Origin of the sequence: Mucilaginibacter sp. PAMB04168 (assembly GCF_039634365.2) — a bacterium.
Lineage (GTDB): Bacteria > Bacteroidota > Bacteroidia > Sphingobacteriales > Sphingobacteriaceae > Mucilaginibacter.
Genome location: NZ_CP155079.2, coordinates 89990 through 116619, shown reverse-complemented (window position 1 = coordinate 116619; position 26630 = coordinate 89990). Strand labels below are relative to the sequence as shown.

Genomic DNA, 26630 nt, shown 5'->3' with positions numbered 1-26630 from the left:
ACTGGAACGTTATAGTATGTTCCTCTTCATCTCATAGCTCACATCTCATATCTTAACATACATATGAGTAATATAGTAGCTATTGTGGGCCGCCCTAATGTAGGCAAATCCACTTTATATAATAGATTAACTGAAAGCCGCAAAGCCATTGTAGATGACTTTAGCGGCGTTACGCGCGACCGCCATTACGGTATTGCCGAGTGGGTGGGTCGCACGTTTAACGTAATTGATACAGGCGGCTACGTGGCCAATTCTGAAGACGTTTTTGAAGCTGCCATACGTGAGCAGGTTGTTATTGCCATTGAAGAAGCCACGTCCATTTTATTTGTGGTTGATGTAACCACCGGCATAACCGATTTAGACGATGAAATTGCATCTATACTACGCAAAGGTAAAAAGCCTGTTTTTGTGGTAGTAAATAAGGTAGACAATAATTCGCAGCAAAGCGATGCCACTGAGTTTTACGCTTTAGGTTTGGGTGAGATTTACAACATTTCATCCATGACCGGATCTGGCACTGGTGAACTGCTGGATGAGGTTATTAAAACCTTTGATGAAGAACCGGTAGAAGAAAACACCTTACCCAAATACGCCATTGTAGGTCGTCCTAACGTAGGTAAATCTTCTATCATTAATGCCTTAATTGGTCAGGAGCGTAATATTGTTACGCCTATTGCAGGTACCACGCGCGATTCTATTCACATTCACTACAACCGCTATGGTCACGAGTTTATGCTGATTGACACCGCCGGACTGCGCAAAAAAACCAAAGTAAGGGAGAACATTGAGTTTTACTCGGTGATGCGTACCATAAAAGCGTTGGAAGAGGCAGATGTAGTTATACTGATGGTAGATGCGGTAGAGGGGCTAGAATCACAGGATATCAACATTTTTCACCTTGCAGAGAAAAACAAGAAAGGCCTCGTAATAGTGGTAAACAAATGGGATTTGATTGAAAAGAACAACAAAACCGTTAAAGTTTTTGAAGAGCAAATACAAGAAAAAATTGCGCCTTTTACAGATGTGCCTATTGTTTTCACCTCCGTATTAGAAAAGCAGCGCTTACTAAAAGTACTTGAAACTGCCCAGGAGGTTTATAATAACCGTAGCAAAAAAGTTCCTACCTCAAAACTGAATGATGTGATGCTACCTATTATTGAAAGCTACCCGCCACCATCTATCAAAGGCAAGCACGTAAAAATAAAGTATGCTACGCAGATAAATGGCACGTCGCCTATGTTTGCGTTCTTTTGTAATTTACCGCAGTACATTAAAGAGCCTTACCGCCGCTTTATTGAAAACAAGCTGCGCGAAAACTTCGACTTTGGCGGCGTACCCGTACAAATATTTTTCAGACAGAAATAAGCAATGGCAGATTAGAAATAATCTGCTGTTAGGATACTTTCATAAAACACAAAAGCCGCGTCTTTTAAGCAAGAAGCGGCTTTTGTGTTTTTAATATAATAAATTTAGCTTGCTACCAATATGTAGTAGCAAATTTTATTGGTATGTGTATTTAAGGAGGCTAACAGTCGGGTTAGCCTGGCCGGGTGCTGTAGTTTTCTTTTCAGCTTGTACAGGGTATCCATTGCTATTGTAGGTATAGATGTAAGTAGTGGTTTGAACTAAATTTCCTTCTTTATCGGTATGAGTATCTTTCACCGGGTTGTGTTTAGATGGTATTTCGAACGATACCTGGTATATTTCGCCCAGTGCTGCTAACGGATTAGTTTTAGTATCATACTCATAAGTATGCATTTCTGCTAACTCAAATTCTTCGGTTATAACATTAAACATGTATTCTTTCTGCACTTTTATATCGCCGTTGGCATAATATTCATACGCCAGTTTTACAATGGGCAAGGGTTCGGCATTACCCGGAAAATAAGCAGTAGTGATTATGCTGTTTAAAACATTGTTTTGATAGGCAAACACCATGTGGCCGGCAGCCGGCGTTTGCAGCGAACCATCGTGCAAATCCACCTTATCAAGCTGGTTGGCGGCATTGTAATTAAACTTCATGGCATTATTGGCCGATGCGGCGCTTGCTATCCTGTTATTTGCATAGGTCAAACTGATTTCTTTGGCTATGCCGCCTTCTACCGCTTTCATTCTATTGAGCGAGCCGTTTGCATTGTACTCAAACGTGGTATAATTACTGGCCGATTGCTCTAATTTAACAAGTTTAGAATTAGGTTCATCTGGCTTTTGCACCGGATCTTTTTTACATGAAGTGGTAAATAAAGCAGCCGAAGCCAGTGTAAGCGTTAAGAAACGATGGAAAATTGTGAATGATTTCATTGTGACTAATTGTGTGGTTTTAAGGTTTTTATTTTTTTGATGAAGTTGGCTTTGACATTAAAAGGGCAATACACATTCATGGCTATGCATAAGCAACACCTCAAGTAAATGCAAAGTCGGTAGCTTTAAATTACCAGCAGATTTTAAATAATCCAGGGAGGCAGCATGCTGGTTGTTGGAGCGCCGGTGTTAGCCGGCGCCTTAACAGGTGATATAGGGTTTAGATAAAGTGACAATTTTAGTATGTTTAGGTTGAGTGCTTAAATACAATATGAACACCAGACGTAAGGCCGCTTGTTTTTGTTACAAGCTGCATTTTGTTTTTAAGGCTGTTTGCATAGGCCCAAAGGCTCACATTATTCAAAAGCACTTTTTAGAGCCAGTTCTCTGTATAAGGTTTAATACTCAATTAAAAAAAGTATCTGATACATTACTTTCTGTGCGGTGGCTTTATGTTATATTTAGCTGCATACAGTTCCATTTATGAAGAAAGCCCTACTTTTTGCCCTCTTGTTCACACAAGTGTATTGCGCATTTGCCCAGCAGGGCGCCGAACTGGTTCAAGTAACCGACCTTACCCGCATCAAACAGATAAGCGGCCTCAGCCTTTCACACGACGGTAAGAAAGTGGCCTTTACAGTGAACGCCATAGTGCCCGACAAAAAGAATCCTCAAGATTACACCTACAAAACGCAGGTATGGGTAGCCCCTACCGATCATAGTTCGGCCCCACGCCTGTTGACCGATAGCGCAGCAAGTCAGGCGGCATGGTCTGCCGATGACCAGTGGATCGCCTTTATAAGTTCGATAAAAGGCAAGCCACAGCTTTTTGTAGTTGGCGCGTTTGGAGGCAAGCCCGTACAAATTACCAATAGCCAATACGGCGTATCTGCACCGCAATGGGCGCCCAAAGGCAGGCAACTCTTATACAGCAGCAATTTAAGCCTTACTGAGTTACTGAAAGATTCTCTTCTGAATGCCAGCAAGCAAGTACCGGCATGGAATACCGAGAAGCCCGGTTTTAACCGGTACACCAAGTATAACCATGTAAAGCCTTATGCAAATGGCAACATAGAAGCAATACGCAGTTATTTGGCCCAAGATGAAGCCGACCGTAAAGTGGTTAAAGTATTTAACAAGCTTAATTTTGAAGGCGAAGCCTCTACCGAGCCCGACTACCGCTTTACCCATTATTTTATTACGCAACCCGTTGCCGGCGCTGTTTCCAGACCCCTAACCAGTGGCTTTTACAGCTTCGGTAACGCCCAGTTTATGCCCGATGGACAGTCGGTTGTTTTAACGTCAGCCATGGACCCGGTGAACAACCCCGACCGTGTCATGCAATCGGCCATTTACAGCATCTCCTTAAAGGATGGCAACCTAACTCAACTAATAAGCCGGGCTGGGCTTTCGCTGGCTAATGCTGCTGTATCGGCGAACGGCCGCTACATGGTGTATACAGTAAGTAAGGGCCTGGAAATTAATATTCCGGCTATTTATATTCATGATTTTAAAGAGCCGGCAAAATCTATCACCATTCCGCTTGATCGCAACGCCTCCAACTTCACCTGGTCGGCCGATAGTAAGCACCTGTACTTTACGGCACAATCAAACGGTGGCATACCTATTTACCGGGTAAGTATTGCAACCCTTAAGCCTGAACGGTTAAGCACGTTTGATGCTGGCATGAGTGCGTTAGACGTAGGCAAAAACCTGCTGGCTTATGTTAAAACCGAGGTAGCCAACCCGTACGAGATTTATACCAGCGATTTAGCCAACAAGCAACCTAAACGCCTTACCTCGTTTAATTACGGCTGGGTGAAAAATAAAAAGCTCAGTTTCCCCGAAAAGAAATATTATACGAACAGCAAAGGCATGCAGGTGGAGTACTGGATAATGAAGCCCACCAACTTTGATCCGGCCAAAAAGCACCCCGTAATGTTGCAAATACACGGCGGACCAACCGCCATGTGGGGTCCGGGTGAGGCCAGCATGTGGCACGAGTACCAGTATTTTTGTGCACAGGGCTACGGAATTGTGTATTCCAACCCGCGTGGCTCGGGTGGCTATGGCATAAATTTTCTGAAAGGTAATTACCAGGACTGGGGAGCCGGACCAAGCGAAGATGTACTGGCCGCATTAGACGGCACGCTGGCCCAGGGCTGGGCTGATCCATCTAAAACTGTAGTAACCGGCGGTTCATACGCCGGGTATTTGACTGCCTGGCTGGTAGGGCATACCAACCGTTTTACAGCGGCCTCAGCGCAGCGCGGCGTTTACGATTTAAATACATTTTTTGGCGAAGGCAATGCCTGGCGCTTAGTGCCTATGTATTTTGGCGGTTATCCGTGGGATGAACAGGTAAAGCCTATTTTGGCCCGCGAATCGCCGTTTACGTATGTAAACAGGATTAGTACGCCATTTTTGATACTGCATGGCGAAACAGATTTACGCACAGGTATTGTGCAGGGCGAAATGATGTACAAAGCCCTGAAAGTATTAAACCGCCCGGTAGAATATGTACAACACCCCGGCGCTACCCACGAGCTTACCCGCTCGGGCAACATTAAACAGCGTATAGACCAAATGTTGCGTATTTATGAGTTTTTTGGAAGGTATGTAGAGAAATGATGCCAAACATGCCTCTTATAGATTATATTCCTTCATTGAATAATATTTTATCTTTATTATAATTTCAACCTATTCTTATTAAACGTCTTTATTATTTGTTAACATTATTGTTTTGCGTTTACGGCTGTAAGAATTATTGAGTCTGAAAATACAGTTAATGAGCAACCTGTACAAAAACAACTCGGTACAAAAACTTTCGGGCTGTACAGAAGAAAATCTGTATGTAGTTGTGAAGTTTACCTACGATGTAGAAACCGGTGAAATATTAAATATGCAAGTAATCGGCTTTATTTGCTTAGATAACGATCCTTATCTTCCGGGCGAAGGCGGCACAACACCGGTTAGCAATATTGCCCTGCACAAGGCACTTATGAAAAGCAACTCTTGCCTGGATAGTACGCAAACCCGTAAACTTGAAACGGCAGTAAATTCGTTTTATGATCAAGGCTGCATGAACCAGCTTATATACCGTTATTTAACCGGCAACGGCATTCAGTTCAAAATATGTGCCGACTCAACCAGTGCCGGTTGGACAACCAATGTATCCGCTGCCTACAACCCGTTTGATAAGTCCATCAATGTCCGTAACTCGCGGTTGGCCGATTTTGGCACTTTAGAGGAGGAGTTTTTTCATGCTTTTCAGGATTATACTTACACGGGGGGCACATCCCAATATGCCGCCACAGCCAACGGTAATTTAGAGTTTGAATATCGCTTTTGTGAAGACGTAATAACTGGAAACGGAAGCAATACTTTTACAGATCCTGAAATTAGACAGAAATACATAGCTTATATTGATGCTCTAACGCAAGAAGGCACAATTCTTTCCCAATCAGAACTTGATTTAGCAGTTCCAGGTCAGCAAAGTTATTATTACTTTGTAGAGAAGTAAATAGAAAAATTTAAACCAAGGTACGCAAAGCAATTTCTATCATTACAGCCCCCTTTGTGAAGCCCGAGGCGGCAGTATACATGTTCGACCATTATACACCTAACTGTTAAAATTTAAAATAATGAAACAAGCATTTACGTTGTCTTTTCTACTTTTGCTATACCTTTATACAGCGTATTCACAAAATGTCCCTAAACTTAAGGTAATCAAGAAAGATGTAATTAAAGCTAACCATTCTAAATATGATGTTACCTATTGGAGTATGGGAGGACTAGATTTAATCAATCACAATTTTAATCTACCAAAAATAAAAAATGAGGATCAAATTCTATTCGATCAAGAGTCCAGGAACGTACGTGTAGACAGAGACGCAATAGCCGATGCAGTAGCCCGGGTAATTACACAAAACAAGTCAAAAATAAATAAAAGCGAATTTAAGCGTGGCATGAACATTGGCATGCGTTTTTTTGTCGATAGCAATAATTTTGGGTTGCTATTTATTGAATTTTACGTTAAAGTTGACCAATATACAGACCTGCACTTTTTTAAGGAATTGGAAGATGGGCTCAAATCCGAACCAGTCGGCAAACTGATGCGTATCACTGGTAATATTATACCCCGCATCAAGGCTTACGGCTATTTAACTTCCGGTACCACTATTAGGTATGACATGCTTAAAGACAAAGTAGAACTGTGAAAAAGACACTTACATCAACTTTTCTGCTTTTGTTGAGCCTGTATACAGCATATCCACAAGGTGTTCCAGTACCTAAGATAGTCAAGAAAGACGTCATTAAAGCCAAACACACTAAGTATGATGCTACATACCTGAGCAGCGGAACTGCTTACCTGCTTGATCATAGTTTTAATTTGCCGGAAATAAAGAACGAAGACCAGATTTTGTTCGATCAGGAATCGAGGAATGTGCGTGTTGACAGATCTGCCGTTGCTGATGCAGTGGCCCGAGTAATGATGAAAAGCAGGTCAAAAATTAAGAAGAGTAAGTTTAAACCTGGTATGTACATTGGTATGCGCTTTTTTGTCGACAATAAAACCTCTAAAGTACTTTTTACAGAATTTTCAATTAAACATGATCAATATAATGATTTAGGTTTCTTCAGGGATTTAGAAGACGAATTCCAATCGGCCCAAGCAGGTAAGTTGATGCGTATAATTGGTAATGTTATACCCCGGATAAAAACTTACGGTTACCTGACGTCGAGCGCTACGGTCACCTATTATATGCTTAAAGACAAAGTGGAACTGTGAAAAAAATACTTATAGATACTTATATTATATTTTCTGCTTTTGTTGAGCCTATATACAGCAAAGCATAAAAAATGCATTTCTCGTGAAATAAATGGCTTGATTAATTCTCGTTAAATTAGTCTACTAAAAATAACATTTGTTAAACACCGTCTCCCGGTTGCCGGGCTTCAGGTAAATACCGATAGATATTTCGTGAGAGCCATAGTTGTAGTTTCGCAGAGGGGTTAACGAGTAATCGAACGCGTAACCCACGCGGAGCCTGTCTGTGGCAAATATTTCAATAATGCCAACAACGGCATTTGATTTTTGCAGCGTGTTTTGCAAATGCTGCTTTTTGTATAGAGGTACTGCCGTACGGTAAGTGCCTCCAATCCAAACCCGTTCGCCCAACAGGGTAAAAGCATTTACATCTAAACTGGTAGGTCCGCCTATATCGTCTTTTAATAAAATTGAGGGCTTAAACTTGGTTTGGTCATTAATATCAAACAAGGCCCCAGCCGTAAAGTACACATGCGGGACCGGTACAGGCGCTAAAGCAAATTTATCGCGCGTACCCGTCAGCTTACGGGCAAGCAAATTATCTGCCGATGCACCCACAAAAAAATGATCATTAGTGTATAAAACGCCAATCCGCGCATCGGGCACTAAATTACTTTGAAAGCCCGTGGGTATGTAGCTATCCCCTTCATCAACCGCATTAAGCTTCGAGCCATCTATACCATTTTGAACCAGCCCGGCGCCAATACCAAAAGCCAGGCGGCTGTTTTCGTTATACCCAATTTGTAAGCGATAAGCATAATTGCCATACACAGCCAAATTACTTTGCGCACCAATCCGATCATGCGAAATCAGAACGCCAAGCCCTACTTTCGCGTCGTTTACTGCTCCATCTGCCGCTAATGAGAACGTTTGTGGGGCACCTTGCAAACCCGCCCATTGTGAGCGGTAAAAGGCATTCACGTAAACATCCTGCTTATAGCCTGCGTAGGCCGGGTTAATGTATAAACCGTTAAATGTGTACTGGCTAAATTGCGCGTCTTGCTGCGCCTGTGCAGCAAAGCAAATGCTTATGCATAAAAAAGTTAACCAGCCCGCCTTTTTTCTAGTATATCTTCTCAATTTCATGTATGCTTCAGCTAAAATTTTATATTACGCTTATTGCTTAGTTCGCAGCAGGGTAACGTAACCCTTATATGCCTCCCATACATCCTTATTAGTCTTCACTCTGAATATGTAGAAGTAAGTACCTTCATTCAAACCCTCGCCGGTCCATTCGTTATGGTAATTCCTTTTCTCATACACACTATTACCCCAGCGGTTCACTATGGTAATTTCATTTTCGGCAAAGCCGTCCAGACCCGGAATCTCAAAAACATCGTTCTTACCATCACCGTTGGGGGTAAACACATTAGGAATACTCAGTCCCATTATCTGCTTGGTATCTGATGCACTATTATTGGCCAGATTCAGATCGGCCTCAGCCGAGTTTACCATAACCGAGTTAACGATGGTCCCATTTTGTACTGCTTTAACCAGCAACTTCAGTTCGGCATAACCGTTCAGGTCAACATCGCCAATCTCCCAGGTAAGCACCCGTGTAGCGGCATCAAACCGTGGATTACCAACCGAAACGCTTTTTATACTTACATATTCAAGCCCTTCAGGCAAAGCATCTTTGAGTTGTACACTGGTTGCTGGTGCCGGGCCTTTATTTACCACCCTAAGCAAATACTCAAACGGCTCACCGGTACGTACCTGCCGTGTTTCTGACTGCTTGGTAACAGCCAGATCTACCTGTATGGCGGCCAGCCTAACTACCATTTCATCTGACAAAGGTGATGGACACGACTCTATATTAAAAGCACGAACCGTGTACACTCCAGGCTCGCTGATCACATAAGTCCGGTTTGTAGCGCCCGATATTATTTTTCCGTTTTTATACCACTGGTAGGCCGCCGCTGCTGCACTGGCAGGTATACTCATGGTAACAGATTTGCCGGGTGCAATTGTTAATACTTGCTGCCCCCAGGCCTTACCCGGAAGCAGGGCAAAGCCTGTTACTACTAAAAGCAGTAACAGGCCTAACCTATATGTATTAAACTTTTGCAATTACAATAGCCTTAATTACCTACCGCCATTAGCCATCCGGCCGTATTAGTTACCAATTTGAATAGTTGGTTTAGTTGGAACTGGGATAACCGTAATTGGCTTATCGGCAGCTGTTTTAGTACACGAGGCATTTAAAGTGTAAGCCACTTTAACGGCATACTTATATGTTCCGGCTGTTTGTTCAGTAACTGTGTAAGTAGCGCTGGTAGCGTTGGTGGCTATGTCAGTACCCTCTCTGGTCCACTGGTAAGTATAGGTAAAGCGGCTATCCAATCCGGTTATCGATAATGCAGAATTGGTTTGCGCCTTCTCGCAGACAGAACCGTTACCATCAACAACTGGATTCAATGCCGGCAATACATACAAGTTGAATGGATCAGACGGGTCGGAAATACAGTTGTTAGAGTTTACCATAACCAATTGGTAAGTGTAGTAACCATCACCTGTTGATGTTTCTGAGTAGGCATTGTCTTTATTAATACCTTCTTTAACCAGCTTTTTAACACCTGCATTATCTGTTTTGTACCATTGATATTTAATAGTACCTGTAGCATCTGCCGGACCTTTAAGCAGTATTTGGCTGCCCGAGCACAGTACCTGGGCTACGGCAGTTGCCGTGGTGGGTGGCGCCGTAGTGGCATCGCTCGGACCTGAAAACGGCGTTTGGGCGGCCGCACTGAACGACAATGCCGAAAACAAGACGATGATTACAGTTTTGATTAGCGTAGATTTATTTTTCATATAATTATTAAGGCTATTTGTGCTTATAGTGAAATAGAGGGCTTTGGCGGGTTAGAATACAGGTTAACGTTAAACGTATTACGGCACACCGGGGAGAAAGTGATATCATCCAGGGCAAAGTCATTACCGTAAGCTATGGTGTTTTGGTTTACAATACCAATTACAGCGCTTGTGCTGTTACCCGAACTCCACCTCACCGTAAAATTTTTCCAGTCGGGCAAACCGGCTGTAAGCAGAATGGGATTTCCCAGCGATGTGTTATTGATAGAAAAGCTCAGTTGCCCCGGATTGGCTGAATTGGCAGAGGTAAACCAAACCGAAAAAATATAATCGGTATTAGGCTGTACGGTGATAGACTGACGCCATATTGTTTTTCCAGCAGTTGGTGCACCATTAACTACCATCATATTGCGGGCTCCGGTTGTGTTGGCTGTGTGGTCCGGAAAGTCTGCAAAATTGTTATGAACTGTTTTAGGGCTGGCAACAACGGAATAACGGCCCTCGGCAGTAAGGGCGCCAGCACCACCGGTAGAAGTGCCCGGGGCCTGGTAAATATAATCACTGGTAAAGCCGGTATTATCGTTAGTAAAGTCGCCGTTGGTTACTTTGTTATTGGTTAAGTCTGTAGTTTCCCACCAATAACTTCCAGAAGCGGTTACGGTAATAGAAGGTGTTGTAGCGCCTGTACTCCAACTATAATTAGGTTGGTTGGGCTCGGCGTTCAGCTGCATACTTGAGCTACAGGCCGATAAATTAGTAACAGTACCGCAGGCAGGAAATTGAAATGTAGAAAGTGCAGTACTTGTGTTGCTTTTCTTGAAATTATAAAGCGCACGGGTGTTTACTGTAACCAGTAAACCGGCTAAAGCAAAAAAGGCAAAATTTATAATAGGTATCCGTTTAATATAATAGCCCCACATATCAGCACTCTATAGTTTAATTCGCTAGGCAATAAGAATTAGGTAAGCGCTTTTACGAAAAACTATCTTATAGGTTGCTCCAATGTGCTATTATATAATATGTTAAAAATAAGCTTGTAGTTAAGAAAGCTAAAAAGATGTCGATATTTTATACAAGCGCTCTTTTAAAAGCCATCCCGAAAAATAAACCACAAAAAAAGCCGCCCTTTGGAGGCGGCTTAAATCTTTATAATTGAGTTATCCTTTCTTTACTTCCTTGGCCCAGGCGTCCTTCAATGTTACGGTGCGGTTAAACACCAGCTTGCTATCGGTTGAAAGCCTATCGAGCGTAAAGTAACCTTTGCGAATAAACTGGTAACCTTTGCCAGGCAAAGCAGTAGCCAGATCAGGCTCAACAAAGGCAGTTATCACCTGCAGGCTGTTAGGGTTCAAATCATCTTTAAAATCACCTTCTTCGGCCGAAGGATTTTCAGATTTGAACAGGCGGTCGTACAGTCTTACCTCGGCAGTTTTAGCATCAGGTACGCTCACCCAATGAATAGTACCCTTTACATTGATGCCGCTGGTATCCTGGCCTGATTTGGATTCAGGAATGTAAGTACAGTGCACCTCAGTAATATTACCATCGGCATCCTTTACAAAATCTTCGCATTTAACAATATAGGCATGCTTTAAGCGTACCATAAGGCCAACGCCCAAACGGAAAAATTTCTTAGGCGGAACTTCCATAAAGTCTTCGCGCTCTATATAAATTTCGCGGCTAAACGGAATATCACGGCCACCTTCGCCACCTTCGGCTTCGGGGTTGTTCTCGCCGTGCAATATTTCGGTTTGCCCTTCTGGGTAGTTGGTCACGATCAGTTTAATCGGATCGAGCACAGCCATACGACGCCAGGCGGTTTTATTCAGGTCTTCGCGTATACAAAATTCCAGCAAGCCTACGTCAATCAGGTTCTCGCGTTTGGCTACACCAATGCGCTCACAAAACTCACGAACAGAGGCCGGCGTATAACCACGGCGGCGCAAACCGCTAATGGTTGGCATACGCGGGTCATCCCAATCCTCCACATGGCCTTCATTCACCAATTGCAGCAGCTTACGCTTGCTCATTACGGTATACGTAAGGTTTAATCGGGCCATTTCATATTGCCGCGACGGAAATATTTCCAGCTTATCTATAAACCACTCATACAACGGGCGGTGTGGTATAAATTCCAACGTACAAATGGAATGTGTAATTTCCTCAATAGCGTCACTTTGCCCATGGGCAAAATCATACATAGGGTAAATGCACCATTTATTGCCGGTACGGTGGTGGTGTGCATGCTTAATACGGTACATGATAGGATCGCGCATGTGCATGTTGGGCGATGCCATATCAATTTTAGCACGCAGTACTTTAGCGCCGTCGGGGTATTTGCCGGCTTTCATTTCCTCAAACAGCTGCACGTTTTCTTCAATGCTGCGGTTTCGGTAGTCATTAGCTATACCCGGCTCGGTTGGTGTGCCTTTTTGTGCAGCTATTTCCTCAGGTGTGCTATCATCAACATATGCCATACCCTGCTTAATCAGGTTAAGGGCAAAAGCATATAATATGTCAAAGTAATCGGATGCGTACAACTCGTTGGCCCATTCAAAACCCAGCCAGCGTACGTCCTCTTTAATGCTTTCAACATACTCTGTATCTTCAGTAACCGGGTTGGTATCATCAAAACGCAAGTTGGTTTTACCATTGTAGCGTTGTGCCAGCCCAAAATTAAGGCATATGGATTTAGCATGCCCAATATGCAGGTAACCATTAGGTTCGGGCGGAAAACGCGTATGCACCCGGCCGTTATGCTTGCCTGATGATAAATCGTCTTCTACTATTTCTTCTATAAAATTTAACGCTCTTTCTTCGCTCATATGCAGTACTATCAAAACAAAAGTAGCAAAAAATAGCACTTTTGAGCGGTTAACATATGATATGTTTGGACAACAAAACGTAAAAATTGTACGTAAAAAGGGTATTGCGGGTAATGATTTTATTGTTTAAGCCCCTAAAATAAATGGGCTTACATTACTATTATGTTACAAAATTTACCATTTTTGTAACAATAGCTACCTGCTAAAAATAGCAAACCCTAAGAGTAATCTGCAGATATGAATAAAATACTCATCATAGATGATGAAGTGAATACCGCGCTGTTGCTGTCGAAATTTTTGACCAGAAACGGGTTTGAGGTCACTACGGCCTCTAGCGGTGGCAACGGGTTGGAGCAACTCAAAAGCAACGATTTTAACCTGGTTCTTTGCGATTACCGCCTGGAAGATACCGACGGCCGCGAAATACTGAAAACTATAAAAACGCAATATCCCAAAACCGGTGTAATTATTATAACCGGCTATTCGGATATTAAGATGGCTGTTGAACTGATTAAGATGGGAGCTTATGATTATATCACCAAGCCGCTTTACCCAGACGAAATCTTAACCACGATTAATAAAGCCATTGAAACGCACCACGCCTTGCTTGAGGCAGCTGAACAGGAAACATCTCCTGCCGCCAGCAGCAGCAAAACAGGCACTAAGGAGACCCGTAAACAGGTATTCTCGAACGAGTTTGTGAGTGGTAACAGCCGGCCGTCTAAAGAACTATCGCGCCAGATTGAGTTGGTTGCCCCTACCAATTACAGCGTAATTATTATGGGCGAAAGTGGTACCGGCAAAGAGTCGGTAGCTAAAAGCATTCACCTTAACAGCCCCCGCCGCGACCAGCCTTTTATTGCAATGGACTGTGGCTCATTAACCAAAGAACTGGCACAGAGCGAATTCTTCGGTCACGAGAAAGGTTCATTTACAGGCGCACTCTACACCAAAATAGGCCATTTTGAAATGGCCAACGGCGGCACCTTGTTTTTAGATGAGGTAGGCAATCTGTCTTATGATATACAGGCTGCCTTATTGCGTACCGTGCAGGAGCGTAAAGTAAAGCGTATAGGCTCAACCAAAGAGATTGACCTGGATGTGCGCATTATTGTAGCTACTAACGAGAATTTGCAGGATGCCATTCAAAAAGGGCGCTTTCGCGAAGACTTGTATCACCGCTTTAACGAGTTTAGCATATACATGCCGCCACTGCGTGAGCGTGGTAATGATGTCATGCAACTGGCTTCACATTTCTTAAAAAGTGCCAATCAGGAGTTGGGCCGCAGCGTATCTGATTTTTCGATGGAGGTAGTAGAGTGTTTTATGAACTACCGCTGGCAGGGTAACATACGCGAATTAAAAAACGTGGTGCGCCGTGCCACCCTGCTTACCGAGGGCGATGAGATACAGATGAAAGCCCTTCCGCTCGAAATGCTGGCCTACAGCAAAGCGCCAGCAACCGAAAGTTCACTGGACGGCAACACGGCTACAGTAGTAAGAGAAACCCGGCACGATCTAAAAAATGCAGCCCTGGAGGCCGAGTACGATACTATTTTAAAAGTACTGCGCGAGGTAAACTTCAATAAAACCAAGGCGGCCGAAATTTTAAAGATTGACCGCAAAACGCTTTACAACAAAATGAAGGCGATAAACTTAGGCAGATAATTTTATGGGATTGCCCGAAGAAAATCAATCCGCCCATGAACAGGCCCTGCATATGCTAAAGCACGATGTTAAAAATCAGCTATCTAACATACACCTGGCCATTGAGCAGTTGCGCTATGAGGTTGAAAACCCATCAACCGACTGCATTTTTTACATGGATACGATTGCTACGAGCTGTACCCAGATTAACAACCTGCTAAATACTATAGATTAGGTGCCTTAGCCTATAGCTAAAATATCATTGATAAAGCGCCGAACATTTTGGCGCTTTTTTGTTTATTAATTGTCCGCAATCAGCCATGTCCGTATTTAGCCATCAGCAACGTAATAACATTATACTGGTAAGCATTATTGTGCTGGGCTGCTTTTTGTTGTATGCACTGAGCGAAATTTTTAGCGCCATATTGGGCGCCATTGTGCTGTATGTGATGTTCAGGCCACTGTTTCTTTATTTAACCGAAAAGCGCAGGTGGAATGCAGCTATTTCAGCATTGCTCATTATCGTCCTCTCGCTCATTGTCATTGTAATTCCATTCCTTTTGCTGAGTTTTATGGTGATAGAAAAAATCATCAGCTTTAAAACCAGCACGCTGCCCATTGACTCATGGGTTGATAAAATTGACATGTTTACGGCCGAGCATTTTAACCAGCCCCGCTTTGCCGAAGAAACCTTACAAAAGCTAGGCGGCTACGCGGCCGATCTTTTCCCCTCATTGCTTGGTAGTGCAGCCAACATTATTTTAACGCTGCTGGTGCTCTACTTCATCCTGTACTTTATGTTTGCCCAACTGCGCGAGTTTGAGGCCGGCTTACTCCGGTATGCCCCTTTTAGCGAGCAACATGCATTAAAGTTTGCTGTGGCCCTGCGTAACGCAACGTATTCTAACGTGCTTGGCCAGGGTATCATATCGCTGGTGCAGGGCGTACTACTGGCCAACGGCTTTTGGATAGTAGGCATACCCGACGCTGTTTTTTGGGGCGTTATTGCCACTTTTATATCCTTCCTGCCCGTAGTGGGCGCACCAACGCTATCTATACCCGCCGGTATTTACCTCATACTGCTGGGCCGCAACTGGGCCGGTATCGGTATTATGATATACGGCCTTTTGTTTATCGGCAACCTCGACCATGTGTTGCGCATGGTAATTAACAAACGTATTGCCAATACGCATCCCATTATTTCTATAATAGGCGTGTTTATAGGCTTGCCGTTATTTGGTATCTTGGGCTTGGTATTTGGCCCGGTATTACTGTCATATTTTATACTGATGACAGAAATTTACCAAACCAACCGGCTGGCTGCCGACAGGCTGGAACGGGTACGCACAGCACCCGATGAGTAACAAAATTTTAAAGCCGCTAAACAAACCCTTAGCTTAGCCGTTAATTACTATAACTGATTACAACAACATAAATTTTAATCACCATGAGCACACAAGACGTTTCAAACCTGATCAAAAAAATACCAAGCCTAACCAGCAAATTTAAAAAAGATGAAGGGATGGGCGATGGCGCCAAAGTAGCCTTGGCCTTATTGGCCGGTTTAGCTGCAGGTGCTGCAATAGGTATTTTGTTTGCCCCAAGCAAAGGTACCGAAACCCGCGATAAACTATCAGAATCATTAAGCAACTTAAGCGATAGTATTAAAGAGACTGCTGCTGCCGAGATTGACCGCCTGGCAAGCTTAAAAACCAAAGTGGTTGACAACATTAAAACCAAGATAAGCGGTGAGGAGCCTGAATATCAGGACGATTTAGAACACGCATAAATAACCATTTAGTGGCGTAAGCTGCTTGCATTAATACCCAGTTAGATGGAAGAGACAAAAGAAGCTGAACAACCGCAACAACCAAACGTACTGGACCAGTTAAAGGAATACGCGGAAACCCGCTTTAAACTGGCCAAGTATAAAACGATTGAGAAGAGCACATCTGTAGCAGCCAGTTTAGTTACCGTTGTAGTTGTTGCTTTCAGCGCAATCATGACTTTCATGTTCTTCACCTTTACCATAGCGCTGCTGTTAGGCGATGTGTTGGGTGCAGCATGGAAAGGTTTTGGCATTGTAACCTTGTTTTATTTGCTGATTGCGATTATTGCGATAGCTGCTAAATCAACTATCGAGAAGCCGATTGTTAACTTGCTTATCAGCAAAATATTTAAGTAACCATGGATATACCCGTTAAAAACGTACTCGACCTGCAGTCAGAGATCATACGGCTGGAAAAGCTGAAGCAGGAGCAGGAGATGGTTTTAAAGCATCGCTTTAGCAGTCCATCGGCTATTTTCCAATCCATCAAATCTATCTTCCCTAAATCGCCAGAGGGCGAAGCAGGTGCTGGTGGAGGCGGTATCGGTTCGCTTTTCTCGCCTGATATTGTAAGCTTAATATCCCGCTTTGTATTACCCATTGCGCTTAACAAAACTTTGTTTAAACGTTCGGGCTTTATTGTAAAAACGGTGGTTGGACTATTGTCACAAAAGGCATCCACCTATATCAGCGAAGATTCTGTTACCTCGGTTTGGGGCCGTGTTAAATCGCTGTTCGGCAAAAAGCCTAAAACTGCGGTTAAGGCTGCTACTGTAAAAGAGCCCTTAGTAAGGCCTGTATAAAAAATCTGTTAAAGTGCTGCCGATCAATCCGGCAGATGAAGGTGACGTAGGGATACGTCACCTTTTTTATTTCGGGCGTATCAGGCGCTTATGTTAATTTACATCAGCTCCTTGTAGGGTTCCTCTTTTGATACTTGGCGCTTGATGCTCATTTAACTATTTTTGCAGCTTTAATTTTAAAAGTGGGAAAAGATAAATTAAGGCGCTTTGCTGAAATAGCCACCTTCAGCAACGTAGTTGAGTTACAAGCCGGTATACCGTATAAAGGCCAGTGGGCCAATACGTTTTTTAAGAACAGCAACCCGGTTGTACTCGAACTTGCCTGCGGCAAAGGCGAATACACGGTTAACCTGGCACAACTGTTTCCGGATAAAAATTTTATTGGTATCGACTACAAAGGCAACCGCATATGGCGCGGCGCTAAAACCGCCGTTGAGGAAGGTATAGCCAACGTAGGTTTTTTACGCATCCAGATAGAAACTTTAATGGATTATTTTGGCGAACACGAGGTAGACGAGATTTGGATTACCTTTCCTGATCCGCAGCCGCAAGACAGCCGGGAAAAGAAGCGCCTCACCTTCCCCCGCTTTTTAGAAAAATACAAGCACGTGCTTAAACCGGGCGGTTTCATTAATTTAAAAACCGACAATGATGACCTGCACGCTTACACGGCCGAAAAGATTGAACAGTTGGGTTTGAAATTGCATGTTAAAACTGAAGACCTGTATCACTCTCCATACGCCAATGAAGTGCTGAACATTAAAACTTACTACGAAAAGAAATATTTACAGGACAATAAGAACATTAATTACCTTAAATTTTCGTTTGAATAAATAATGACCGACGCCCTCTTTTACGAACACGTGTTTGAAGTTGTACGCCAGATACCGGTTGGCCGTGTAACATCATACGGCGCTATCGCTAAATTTTTAGGCGTGGGCAACTGGTCGCGTAAGGTAGGGCATGCCATGGGCGAGGTTGGCGGCGTTGAGCCTCCCGTTCCATTTCAGCGGGTAGTAAACAGCCAGGGCCTGCTCACCGGCGGCACCTCGGGTATTGAGCACCGCAAGGAGTTGTTAGCCGCCGAGGGCGTAACGGTTATTGGTAACAAAGTACAAGATTATAAAAACGTGTTTTGGGATCCGGCCAAAGAGCTGAATTATTAACAAATATTAATTCGTTCCCAAAATTTACGTATTCAAAACTCATTATTCACTCATTAAAACCATGGGCAAACTAGTAGATGATTTTAACGACTATCGTACCAAAATGAACGATAGGATCATGGAATCGGCCAATACCAATATTAAACGCTTTTTTGCATTGGATACCACCACTTATGCCGATGGTGCCCTTGATGTAAAAACCAAAGAAATGCTTGGCCTGGTAGCCAGCATGGTACTGCGCTGCGACGATTGCATTAAGTACCACCTGGGCAAATGCCATGAGGCTGGGGTAAACCATGCCGAAATGAACGAGATCTTTATGATTGCCAACCTGGTGGGTGGCTCTATAGTCATCCCGCATTACCGCCGTGCGGTAGAGTACTGGGATGAATTGAACGAGCAAGCTTAAGCCCTTTCAGCACATGTACGCATCCGCCCAGGAAACGGTAATCCCCAAATATCCCTTTGAGCCCGATGAGGCTACCGGGAATCCTATGTTCCGGGTTCAACAATATAATTGTGTTGTTAACTACAAGCAGTCTGACTTTTTAATACCCCACCGCAAAGACTATTATTTTTTGGCTTTGGTAAAGCGCGGCAGCAGCCGGGGTTGGGTGGATACAGTACCTTATGTATTAAAGCCCAATTCCTTTTATTTTACTGTTCCGCGCCAGGTGCTTTTAAAGGAAGACATCAGCGAGCTAACCAGTATAAGTATTAGCTTTACCGACGAATTTTTAGCACTTGATGAAAGCGGCTCGCTCAAGAATTTGCCTATTATTCAGAACCCTGATAACGGACATGAATTGGTATTAAGTGATGCTGATCTTATTTTTGTTGAAGACCTGCTTGAAAAAATACAGGCGGAGTACGAGGCAAAAAACAACTGGCAGCATAACATGTTACTGGCCTATACCAAGGTATTACTTATTTATTTAAGCCGGCTATACCAGCAGCAAATAAGCGCTGTTGCACCCCAGCCCAATAGGGTGCTTCTTAAAAGCTACCTTTCTAAGATAGATGAATGGTACACTCAGTTACATGAAGTTACGGCCTATGCCGATATCATGAATATTTCGGCCGGGCATTTAAGTGAGGTGGTGAAAGAACAGAGCGGCAAACCGGCCATTGTGCACATTCATGAGCGCCTCATTGTAGAAGCCAAACGCCTGCTTTTTCATACCAACCAATCTATTAAAGAAATAGCTTTTGCACTTGGCTTTGAAGATGCTTCGTACTTTAACCGCTTCTTTAAACGCCTTACCGACTATACGCCCGTAAGCTATCGCACCACCATCCGCGAAATGTACCATTGATTCCGATTAGAGTGCTGTTGAGATGAGCAAGTGGGCCATTACCTTTGCTTTTAAACAATGGAAAACATGAAAACAGTGCTCATAACAGGAGCTAACAAAAGCATTGGCTTTGAAACAGCCAGAATTTTAGCACAAAAAGGATATTACGTGTACGTAGGCAGCCGCGATTTAAGCAAAGGGCAGCAGGCAGTTGAGCTGCTTAAAGCCGATGGCTTAACTAACCTGGAAGCTGTGCAAATAGATGTTACCGATAAAGCATCCATCACTGCAGCACAAAACTACATCAGCCAAAAAGATGGCAGGTTAGATGTGCTCATAAACAATGCAGGCATCAGTGGCAGCATGCCGCAAAGCGCCGAATCGCTTGATGTGGCCGTTATTCGTGAAGTATACGATACCAACTTTTTTGGTGTGATTGAAGTTACCCAAACCTTTTTGCCATTGCTAAAACAGGCAGACGCTGCAGTTATTGTAAACGTAAGTTCTGGCTTGGGCTCGCTTACCCTGCATATCGACCCCACCTGGAAGTATTATCCGGTAAAATCGGCCGCATATGGTACATCTAAAACAGCGCTGAACGCCTACACTATAGTATTGGCTTATGAGCTGCGCGAAACAACGATACGAGTAAATGCAATAGACCCTGGTTACACCGCAACCGACTTTAACCACCACCAAGGCCCGCTAAAGGTAGAAGATTCTGCTGCTTTTGTGGCCCAATATGCTACAATTGGTGCTGATGGACCTACGGGCAAGTTCTTCAGTCATGATACCGAGACACCTAACAACGAAAGTCCTTGGTAGTCTTAAAATATCCATTCATAAGGCAGTTCTAAAAAGAGCTGCCTTTTTTGTTTTTGATAAAAATTTTAGCAATTTGCAACCTACCTTTCACGCTGTTTATGCACGCAACATCCAATAATCAACACCAACCCATTAAACGCTGCTCCTGGTGCGGAACCGACCCGCTTTACATGAAATACCATGATGAAGAGTGGGGCAAGGAAGTGCATGATGATAAAGTATTATTTGAGTTTCTGGTACTTGAATCGGCACAGGCCGGTTTAAGCTGGATCACCATTTTGCGCCGCCGTGATAACTACCGCCGCGCTTTTGCCAATTTTGATGTTCAAAAAGTTGCCGCTATGGGTGCTGATGATGTGGAACGCCTGATGCAGGACGAGGGCATCATTCGTAACCGTCTAAAAATTGCATCCACCATTACCAATGCACAACTCTTTATTGCGGTCCAAAAAGAGTTCGGTTCTTTTGATCAATACCTGTACAGCTTTATGCCTAATGGCAAGCCCATCAACAACCAGCCCGGCACAGTTCCGGCCCGTACAGAAATATCTGATGCCATCAGCAAAGACATGAAAAAGCGTGGTTTTAAGTTTTTTGGCACCACTATTTGTTACGCTCACATGCAGGCTACCGGCATGGTTAATGATCATGTGGTGGGGTGCGCGTTTAAGTAAGTGTTTTAAATCTAAATTCACTTAATTTTATAATTTTCAGAATTCAGTAAAGTATGTTGTATTTACATAACAGCTTTAAGCTTAAATTCTATTTTTGTGCTAAAGGATTTATAGTTGCCATATTCTGATAATTCTTAATCCTGTAAATTCTGATCAATGAAGAAATTATTCTTGTTAGACGGCATGGCCCTGATGTACCGGGCACATTTTGCATTGAGCAAAAACCCGCGCTTTACGTCGGGGGGCTTAAATACGTCGGCCGTAATGGGCTTTACCAATACCCTGTTAGATGTGATACGCAAGGAGAAACCTACACACATGGCCGTAGTGTTTGATACCGATGCCCCTACTGAACGGCATACCGATTTTACCGATTATAAAGCACACCGCCAGGCCATGCCGGAGGATCTCTCTATGGCGATGCCTTACGTTATAAAGTTGATTCTGGGCTTTAATATCCCTGTTATTACCTCTGATGGTTTTGAGGCCGATGACATTATTGGCACGCTGGCCAAAAAGGCCGAGCAGCGCGGATACCAGGTTTATTGCATGACGCCCGATAAAGATTTTGCCCAGCTGGTGTCACCCAACATCTTTATTTACAAACCGGCCCGCATGGGTAACGATATGGAAATATTGGGGGTTAAAGAGGTAAAAGAGAAGTGGGAGGTTGAGGATGTTTGCCAGGTAATTGATATTTTAGGCTTATGGGGAGATGCCGTTGATAACATTCCAGGAATACCGGGTATAGGCGAAAAAACCGCTAAATCATTAATAAAGCAATATGGTTCGGTTGAAAACATCATTAAAAATAGCCACGAATTAAAAGGCAAGTTGCGCGAAAACGTTGAAAACTTCGCGGAGCAAGGTATCATGTCTAAAAAGCTGGCAACCATTATACTGGATGCGCCGGTTGAACTGGATGAAGCCGGATTGGAACTATGTGGTCCGAGTCGCGAATTGCTGGAGCCGCTTTTTGCCGAATTGGAATTCCGTACGCTGGGCCGCCGCGTATTTAGCGACGATTTCAGCATTACCGAATACAAAGCATCACCTAATGGCCAGCAGGATTTGTTTGGAAACCCAGTGGCAGGTACCGTACGTACCCTAGCCGTTGATGTGACCGATATAGCCGAGCCTGAAGTACAATTGCCTGCCAAAAATATTAACAACGTACCACACGATTATCACCTGGTAGAAACCGCCGAACAACGCGCCGAGCTGCTTGCCCTGTTGTTACAGCAAACCGAAATTACCTTTGATACCGAAACCACCGGTATTGATGCAAATAATTGCGAGTTGGTTGGCTTATCATTTGCCATTAAACCTGGCGAGGCCTGGTATATACCGGTACCGGCAACATACGAGGAAGCTAAGGCTATCGCCCACGAGTTTAAACCAGTGCTCGAGAACGAAGCTATTGGAAAAGTAGGCCAGAACGTAAAGTATGATATACTGGTGTTGAAGTGGTATGACATTGAAGTAAAAGGTCAGCTGTTTGATACCATGATGGCCCACTATATTCTGGATCCGGATACCCGCCACAACATGGATATCCTCTCTGAAAATTACCTGGGTTACACGCCGGTATCCATCACCGAGTTGATTGGCCCCAAAGGCAAGAACCAGCTAACCATGCGCGATGTACCGGTGGAGAAAGTAAAGGATTACGCAGGTGAAGATGCCGATGTAACTTTGCAGCTTAAGGCGGTATTTGAGCCTAAATTACAGGCCGTTGAAGCCGAAGATTTAGTTAACAAAATTGAGCACCCGCTCATCTACGTACTGGCCGATGTGGAATTTGAAGGTGTGCGCATAGATGAAAACACTCTTAAAGATATATCAAAAGAACTGGAAACAGACATAAACCGGCTTGAACAAACCGTTTATGAGAAGGCAGGCGTAAAGTTCAATATTTCATCTCCAAAACAACTGGGAGAGGTGTTGTTCGAAAAACTCATGCTGGATCCTAAGGCCAAGAAGACCAAAACCGGCCAATACCAAACCGGTGAGGATGTGCTGCTGGCGCTGGCCAGCAAAAGTGATATTGTGCGCGATATATTGGATTTCCGCCAGCTGCTGAAATTAAAATCTACCTATGTGGATGCACTGCCACTTATGGTGAATCCAAAAACCGGCCGCATACACACGAATTATAACCAGGCCGTGGCCGCAACAGGACGTTTAAGCTCGCAAAACCCTAACCTGCAAAATATCCCGATACGTACCGAGCGTGGCCGCGAGGTGCGGAAGGCTTTTATACCGAGGGATGAAAACCACATCCTGCTATCGGCAGATTACTCTCAGATTGAGCTACGCATTATTGCTGAAATAAGCCAGGACCCTAATATGTTGGATGCCTTTGCCAAGAACCTGGACATTCACACCGCTACGGCGGCCAATGTATACGGCGTACCGCTGGAAGAAGTAACAAGCGATCAGCGCCGTAATGCCAAGGCCGTAAACTTTGGTATCATATACGGGCAGTCGTCATTTGGCTTATCACAAAGCTTGGGTATTCCGCGTAAAGAGGCTAATGATATTATTGAGCAGTACTTTGTGCAGTATGCCGGCATCAAAAACTACATGAGCGATACCATGAACTTTGCCCGCGAAAACGGCTATGTGAAAACGCTGATGGGTCGCCGCCGTTACCTGCGCGATATAAACTCGGCCAATGCAACCGTACGCGGCTTTGCCGAGCGAAACGCCATTAATGCCCCTATACAGGGCTCGGCTGCCGATATGATTAAGATAGCCATGATCAACATCCACCGGGAGTTTAAAGCCAAAAAACTGGATACCCGCATGACCATGCAGGTGCATGATGAGTTGGTGTTTGATGTACCCAAACACGAATTAGAAACCGTTAAACCCATTATTGCTCATCACATGAAAAGTGCCATCAAAACCGAGGTGCCCATCATGGTAGAAATGGGAACCGGCTCCAACTGGCTCGAAGCGCATTAAGATTATAGTTTAAACAAAAACGCCTGCTATAAGCAGGCGTTTTTGTTACTAGGCTTGCGTTTGATTACGCTCTAAAATAAACGCGAGCAGGTCATCAATAGGGTGCCTGATAACTTTGCCTACCGATACTCCATTTTCGGCGCACAACTCTTTTAGCTCATCGCCAAAAAAGTAGGCAATAGATCCCACAAAATGGCAGGTATACTGGTGGTATTCGGTGTATGATTTAACGTTGGTTTCAATAAACTCTAACATGCCCTGGCGTATAAGCTGCCGGCCGTAATCGGTGTGTTTAATATCGGTTAAAAAACGTGCAAACGAAGCCAGGTAAGAGTTAGCACCACGTTTCAAGTATACATTGTTAATCACATCGTCTTTGGTAAGGTTAAATGTGTTTTTAAAACGGCTGTACACATCGGCTGGCATATTACCATACATGTAATGTGTTACCAGCGCCTTGCCAAACCAAGTACCCGAACCTTCATCACCCAGTATATAACCCAAACCGTGTTTGCCCACTGTTATATCTTCGCCATCAAAAAAAGAGATATTTGAACCGGTACCCAACACGCAAACTATCCCTTTGCGGTGGCCACAGGTGGCATATGCCGATCCCAGCAAATCGCTATCAACACTGATAAACGCCCGGGGGAAAATCTGTGAAAGGGCATTAGAAACCATTTCGCGCCTGTCGGGGCTGGAACAGCCGGCGCCAAAGAAGTAAATTTCTTCAATTAAAGGAAAATGGTTCACCATCACAGGGGCTTCATCCTGAATGATTTTAATGATTTCCTTTTCAGATAAAAAATAAGGATTTAACCCTCCTGTACTAAACTTAACCGGCTTTTGTTTATCTGACGCCAGCACCCAATCGGTTTTAGAAGATCCGCTATCGGCAACTAATATCATGCAGTCAGTCCGTCCAGAATTTTTTGGGTAAGAGGTTTGTGTATAAACTGTGTAATGTATTTATTTTGATCAGAACGCTTAACGTCAACAGGGTCAAGTGAGGAAGAAAGCATGAAAATTTTAGCGGCAGTTTTATCCTGCTCCTTCAGCTTATCATACTCCTGCAAAAACTCAAACCCGTTCATTAAAGGCATGCGCAAATCCAGAAATATTACATCGGGCTTTAAAGAGCCTTCCCTTATAGCAGTGATTGCATCAGTGGCCGATTGCTGTACAATAATAGTTTCAGCAAAATGACTGGATTCCAGTATTCTGCGGGTAACGAAATTATCTATGTAATTATCGTCAATGAGCAAACATGTTTTAAAGCCACTATACATTACGTTCAAATTTAGGCTTTTAACCTTATAAAAAAAACAACCGTAAACAATTTACTGGATGTTTATACTGCCTGTTATTTGCTTTAACGTAGTTTCGGCTACTTTAGATTGATACTGGGCATTATAAAACACAGCCTGTGCATCCAGGTAGTTGCGCTGTGCTTCGCGTATCTCTAAAGGGGTAATGGTACCCAGTCTGTATTTCTCCAGAGAAATGTCGAGGCTTTTACGCGCCAACTCAACACTCGATTGACCAATTTTGATCAGTTGCAGACCCGAAAGGTAGCTGCTGAACAAGTTGGAAATCTGCGCTTCGACCTCTATACGTGTTTGCTCGGCATTAAGTTTCGAATTATCTATCTGTAATTTAGCATTGCGCTCGCGCCGCCATTGGTTAAAGCCGTCGAATATGTTAATAGTAGCTGCCAAACCATAGTTTAAGCCGTTAGACCGCTGCACACGGGCAAAGCCAGCCGGGTTAGTACTATTGCTCCACACATAGCCTGTATTAACTGATACCTGCGGGTAGCGGGTAGACCGTACCTGTTTTAATGTAAGCTCCGACAACCGCTGGCTTATGTTTGCCGAAAGGATAGCCGGGTTTTGAGTTTGTGCCTGATTGATGATGTTAGCCAAAATCAGTTTATCATCTACCACAATCGTGTCGGCCACGTTAAACTCAGTTTGAGGATCGCGAGACATAATGCGGTTCAATTCTATCTTACTGGCCTTAAACGTTTGCTGCTGTGCTATAAGGGCTGCTGTATCGGTATTTAAAGCCACCTGAGCGTTGTATACATCCAGCCGGGCAACACGGCCTACCTGGAACCGATCGTTAGCATAGCGAAGCTGTGTACGCGATATAGCAATTACACTTTGTAAAGCCTCAATTTGCTTTTGCTGATTAATGAGGTCAAAGTAAGTGTTCACAAGGCCGGCCACCGTGCGCTGGATGGTATCCTGCAAACGGATCTGCCCTAATTTGTTGCGCTCTTTTAAGGCATCATAAGTGGCAAACATGTTAAAGCCGTCAAAAATGGTCCAGTTAAGGCTTACACCATAGTTGCTGCCGGTGTTGTTAGCCCTGGTTATTTGGTTAACCGTACTGTCGGACCGGGTTTGGGTGGTACTTTGTATACTATTGCTTGCCGTATAGTTACCCGAAACACTTGGCAATATGCCTGCATTACCTAAGGTAACATTGTTACTGGCTATAGTTGATGTGTTTCTGGACAGCCGTATGTCATAATTGTTTTGAAGCGCAATTTCAACCGCCTCACGTAACGTTAAAACGGGTGCATTGGGCACCTTGTTATCTTGTGCATTTACAGTGTTGATTCCTATAAAGCATCCCATAACAAGGTA

General features: G+C 43.8%; 27 protein-coding genes. 18 read left to right on the top strand and 9 right to left on the bottom strand.

Going from position 1 to position 26630, the window contains the following annotated elements; all coding sequences use genetic code 11:
* Positions 1-63 precede the first annotated feature (63 nt).
* Positions 64-1365, top strand: a complete 1302-nt coding sequence (gene der, locus ABDD94_RS00530; protein ID WP_345954225.1) for a ribosome biogenesis GTPase Der — start codon at positions 64-66, stop codon at positions 1363-1365.
* A gap of 135 nt (positions 1366-1500) precedes the next feature.
* Here der and ABDD94_RS00525 read toward each other — a convergent pair whose 3' ends face one another.
* Positions 1501-2301, bottom strand: coding sequence for a hypothetical protein (locus ABDD94_RS00525; RefSeq protein WP_345954224.1), 801 nt, complete (start codon positions 2299-2301; stop codon positions 1501-1503).
* A gap of 483 nt (positions 2302-2784) precedes the next feature.
* Here ABDD94_RS00525 and ABDD94_RS00520 point away from each other — a divergent pair, with 483 nt between their 5' ends.
* The 4 genes from ABDD94_RS00520 (at position 2785) to ABDD94_RS00505 (ending at position 7093) form a co-directional block, all read left to right on the top strand.
* A complete protein-coding gene (locus tag ABDD94_RS00520) occupies positions 2785-4932 on the top strand; it encodes a prolyl oligopeptidase family serine peptidase (protein WP_345954223.1) in 2148 nt (715 codons plus the stop codon).
* A 157-nt stretch (positions 4933-5089) separates the two neighbouring features.
* The gene (locus ABDD94_RS00515) at positions 5090-5824 is read left to right on the top strand and encodes a hypothetical protein (RefSeq protein ID WP_345954222.1); all 735 of its coding nucleotides are present in this window, start codon (positions 5090-5092) and stop codon (positions 5822-5824) included.
* A gap of 121 nt (positions 5825-5945) precedes the next feature.
* A complete protein-coding gene (locus ABDD94_RS00510; protein ID WP_345954221.1) occupies positions 5946-6521 on the top strand; it encodes a hypothetical protein in 576 nt (191 codons plus the stop codon).
* Positions 6518-7093: a hypothetical protein gene (locus ABDD94_RS00505; protein WP_345954220.1), complete on the top strand. Its 576-nt coding sequence runs from the start codon at positions 6518-6520 to the stop codon at positions 7091-7093. The genes ABDD94_RS00510 and ABDD94_RS00505 overlap by 4 nt, the downstream gene beginning before the upstream one ends.
* A gap of 123 nt (positions 7094-7216) precedes the next feature.
* Here ABDD94_RS00505 and ABDD94_RS00500 read toward each other — a convergent pair whose 3' ends face one another.
* The 5 genes from ABDD94_RS00500 to ABDD94_RS00480 form a co-directional block, all read right to left on the bottom strand.
* Entirely contained in the window at positions 7217-8218 is a 1002-nt protein-coding gene (locus ABDD94_RS00500) for a type IX secretion system membrane protein PorP/SprF (RefSeq protein ID WP_345954219.1), read from the bottom strand.
* 30 nt (positions 8219-8248) lie between these two features.
* Positions 8249-9202 carry a gliding motility-associated C-terminal domain-containing protein gene (locus ABDD94_RS00495; protein ID WP_345954218.1) on the bottom strand — a complete coding sequence of 318 codons (954 nt, stop codon included), beginning with the start codon at positions 9200-9202 and terminating at the stop codon, positions 8249-8251.
* A 45-nt stretch (positions 9203-9247) separates the two neighbouring features.
* Positions 9248-9943, bottom strand: coding sequence for a hypothetical protein (locus tag ABDD94_RS00490; protein WP_345954217.1), 696 nt, complete (start codon positions 9941-9943; stop codon positions 9248-9250).
* Positions 9944-9966: 23 nt separating this feature from the next.
* Positions 9967-10863, bottom strand: a complete 897-nt coding sequence (locus tag ABDD94_RS00485) for a hypothetical protein (protein WP_345954216.1) — start codon at positions 10861-10863, stop codon at positions 9967-9969.
* 237 nt (positions 10864-11100) lie between these two features.
* Positions 11101-12768, bottom strand: a complete 1668-nt coding sequence (locus ABDD94_RS00480; protein WP_345954215.1) for a glutamine--tRNA ligase/YqeY domain fusion protein — start codon at positions 12766-12768, stop codon at positions 11101-11103.
* Positions 12769-13005: 237 nt separating this feature from the next.
* On the opposite strand from ABDD94_RS00480, the gene ABDD94_RS00475 reads away from it, so the two are divergent.
* The 13 genes from ABDD94_RS00475 (at position 13006) to polA (ending at position 23976) form a co-directional block, all read left to right on the top strand.
* A complete protein-coding gene (locus ABDD94_RS00475; protein ID WP_345954214.1) occupies positions 13006-14436 on the top strand; it encodes a sigma-54 dependent transcriptional regulator in 1431 nt (476 codons plus the stop codon).
* 4 nt (positions 14437-14440) lie between these two features.
* Complete coding sequence (locus ABDD94_RS00470; RefSeq protein ID WP_345954213.1) at positions 14441-14650, top strand: hypothetical protein; 210 nt, start codon at positions 14441-14443, stop codon at positions 14648-14650.
* An 85-nt stretch (positions 14651-14735) separates the two neighbouring features.
* Positions 14736-15779, top strand: coding sequence for an AI-2E family transporter (locus ABDD94_RS00465; protein ID WP_345949764.1), 1044 nt, complete (start codon positions 14736-14738; stop codon positions 15777-15779).
* An 83-nt stretch (positions 15780-15862) separates the two neighbouring features.
* Positions 15863-16204 (top strand): YtxH domain-containing protein, encoded by a 342-nt coding sequence (locus ABDD94_RS00460; RefSeq protein WP_345949765.1) that lies wholly within the window; start codon positions 15863-15865, stop codon positions 16202-16204.
* A 45-nt stretch (positions 16205-16249) separates the two neighbouring features.
* Positions 16250-16600, top strand: a complete 351-nt coding sequence (locus ABDD94_RS00455) for a phage holin family protein (RefSeq protein WP_345954212.1) — start codon at positions 16250-16252, stop codon at positions 16598-16600.
* Between the two features lie 2 nt (positions 16601-16602).
* A complete protein-coding gene (locus tag ABDD94_RS00450) occupies positions 16603-17046 on the top strand; it encodes a hypothetical protein (protein WP_345954211.1) in 444 nt (147 codons plus the stop codon).
* A 182-nt stretch (positions 17047-17228) separates the two neighbouring features.
* Positions 17229-17879: a tRNA (guanosine(46)-N7)-methyltransferase TrmB gene (gene trmB / locus ABDD94_RS00445; RefSeq protein WP_345954210.1), complete on the top strand. Its 651-nt coding sequence runs from the start codon at positions 17229-17231 to the stop codon at positions 17877-17879.
* A 3-nt stretch (positions 17880-17882) separates the two neighbouring features.
* Positions 17883-18212, top strand: coding sequence for an MGMT family protein (locus ABDD94_RS00440; protein ID WP_345954209.1), 330 nt, complete (start codon positions 17883-17885; stop codon positions 18210-18212).
* 61 nt (positions 18213-18273) lie between these two features.
* Positions 18274-18621, top strand: coding sequence for a carboxymuconolactone decarboxylase family protein (locus tag ABDD94_RS00435; RefSeq protein WP_345954208.1), 348 nt, complete (start codon positions 18274-18276; stop codon positions 18619-18621).
* A 13-nt stretch (positions 18622-18634) separates the two neighbouring features.
* Positions 18635-19528 (top strand): helix-turn-helix transcriptional regulator, encoded by an 894-nt coding sequence (locus tag ABDD94_RS00430; protein ID WP_345954207.1) that lies wholly within the window; start codon positions 18635-18637, stop codon positions 19526-19528.
* A gap of 66 nt (positions 19529-19594) precedes the next feature.
* Positions 19595-20332 carry an SDR family oxidoreductase gene (locus ABDD94_RS00425; protein WP_345954206.1) on the top strand — a complete coding sequence of 246 codons (738 nt, stop codon included), beginning with the start codon at positions 19595-19597 and terminating at the stop codon, positions 20330-20332.
* A 98-nt stretch (positions 20333-20430) separates the two neighbouring features.
* On the top strand, positions 20431-21006 hold the full coding sequence (locus ABDD94_RS00420; protein ID WP_345954205.1) for a DNA-3-methyladenine glycosylase I: 576 nt from the start codon (positions 20431-20433) through the stop codon (positions 21004-21006).
* 156 nt (positions 21007-21162) lie between these two features.
* Positions 21163-23976, top strand: coding sequence for a DNA polymerase I (gene polA / locus ABDD94_RS00415; RefSeq protein WP_345954204.1), 2814 nt, complete (start codon positions 21163-21165; stop codon positions 23974-23976).
* Between the two features lie 48 nt (positions 23977-24024).
* On the opposite strand, the gene ABDD94_RS00410 is transcribed toward polA, so the two are convergent.
* Genes ABDD94_RS00410 through ABDD94_RS00400 form a run of 3 tightly spaced genes read right to left on the bottom strand, consistent with a single transcriptional unit; the run spans position 24025 to position 26621 of the window.
* Entirely contained in the window at positions 24025-24885 is an 861-nt protein-coding gene (locus ABDD94_RS00410; RefSeq protein WP_345954203.1) for an N-acetylglucosamine kinase, read from the bottom strand.
* Complete coding sequence (locus tag ABDD94_RS00405) at positions 24882-25265, bottom strand: response regulator (RefSeq protein WP_345949776.1); 384 nt, start codon at positions 25263-25265, stop codon at positions 24882-24884. Before ABDD94_RS00405 ends, ABDD94_RS00410 begins: the two co-directional genes overlap by 4 nt.
* A gap of 51 nt (positions 25266-25316) precedes the next feature.
* Complete coding sequence (locus ABDD94_RS00400) at positions 25317-26621, bottom strand: TolC family protein (protein WP_345949777.1); 1305 nt, start codon at positions 26619-26621, stop codon at positions 25317-25319.
* Between the last annotated feature and the right edge of the window lie 9 nt (positions 26622-26630).

Bases quoted from the DNA above. Each gene is read 5' to 3' on its own strand.
- der (WP_345954225.1), top strand. From the start codon at position 64: ATGAGTAATATAGTAGCTATTGTGGGCCGCCCTAATGTAGGCAAATCC.
- ABDD94_RS00525 (WP_345954224.1), bottom strand. From the start codon at position 2,301: ATGAAATCATTCACAATTTTCCATCGTTTCTTAACGCTTACACTGGCT.
- ABDD94_RS00520 (WP_345954223.1), top strand. From the start codon at position 2,785: ATGAAGAAAGCCCTACTTTTTGCCCTCTTGTTCACACAAGTGTATTGC.
- ABDD94_RS00515 (WP_345954222.1), top strand. From the start codon at position 5,090: ATGAGCAACCTGTACAAAAACAACTCGGTACAAAAACTTTCGGGCTGT.
- ABDD94_RS00510 (WP_345954221.1), top strand. From the start codon at position 5,946: ATGAAACAAGCATTTACGTTGTCTTTTCTACTTTTGCTATACCTTTAT.
- ABDD94_RS00500 (WP_345954219.1), bottom strand. From the start codon at position 8,218: ATGAAATTGAGAAGATATACTAGAAAAAAGGCGGGCTGGTTAACTTTT.
- ABDD94_RS00490 (WP_345954217.1), bottom strand. From the start codon at position 9,943: ATGAAAAATAAATCTACGCTAATCAAAACTGTAATCATCGTCTTGTTT.
- ABDD94_RS00485 (WP_345954216.1), bottom strand. From the start codon at position 10,863: ATGTGGGGCTATTATATTAAACGGATACCTATTATAAATTTTGCCTTT.
- ABDD94_RS00480 (WP_345954215.1), bottom strand. From the start codon at position 12,768: ATGAGCGAAGAAAGAGCGTTAAATTTTATAGAAGAAATAGTAGAAGAC.
- ABDD94_RS00475 (WP_345954214.1), top strand. From the start codon at position 13,006: ATGAATAAAATACTCATCATAGATGATGAAGTGAATACCGCGCTGTTG.
- ABDD94_RS00470 (WP_345954213.1), top strand. From the start codon at position 14,441: ATGGGATTGCCCGAAGAAAATCAATCCGCCCATGAACAGGCCCTGCAT.
- ABDD94_RS00465 (WP_345949764.1), top strand. From the start codon at position 14,736: ATGTCCGTATTTAGCCATCAGCAACGTAATAACATTATACTGGTAAGC.
- ABDD94_RS00460 (WP_345949765.1), top strand. From the start codon at position 15,863: ATGAGCACACAAGACGTTTCAAACCTGATCAAAAAAATACCAAGCCTA.
- ABDD94_RS00455 (WP_345954212.1), top strand. From the start codon at position 16,250: ATGGAAGAGACAAAAGAAGCTGAACAACCGCAACAACCAAACGTACTG.
- ABDD94_RS00450 (WP_345954211.1), top strand. From the start codon at position 16,603: ATGGATATACCCGTTAAAAACGTACTCGACCTGCAGTCAGAGATCATA.
- ABDD94_RS00440 (WP_345954209.1), top strand. From the start codon at position 17,883: ATGACCGACGCCCTCTTTTACGAACACGTGTTTGAAGTTGTACGCCAG.
- ABDD94_RS00435 (WP_345954208.1), top strand. From the start codon at position 18,274: ATGGGCAAACTAGTAGATGATTTTAACGACTATCGTACCAAAATGAAC.
- ABDD94_RS00430 (WP_345954207.1), top strand. From the start codon at position 18,635: ATGTACGCATCCGCCCAGGAAACGGTAATCCCCAAATATCCCTTTGAG.
- ABDD94_RS00425 (WP_345954206.1), top strand. From the start codon at position 19,595: ATGAAAACAGTGCTCATAACAGGAGCTAACAAAAGCATTGGCTTTGAA.
- ABDD94_RS00420 (WP_345954205.1), top strand. From the start codon at position 20,431: ATGCACGCAACATCCAATAATCAACACCAACCCATTAAACGCTGCTCC.
- polA (WP_345954204.1), top strand. From the start codon at position 21,163: ATGAAGAAATTATTCTTGTTAGACGGCATGGCCCTGATGTACCGGGCA.
- ABDD94_RS00410 (WP_345954203.1), bottom strand. From the start codon at position 24,885: ATGATATTAGTTGCCGATAGCGGATCTTCTAAAACCGATTGGGTGCTG.
- ABDD94_RS00405 (WP_345949776.1), bottom strand. From the start codon at position 25,265: ATGTATAGTGGCTTTAAAACATGTTTGCTCATTGACGATAATTACATA.
- ABDD94_RS00400 (WP_345949777.1), bottom strand. From the start codon at position 26,621: ATGGGATGCTTTATAGGAATCAACACTGTAAATGCACAAGATAACAAG.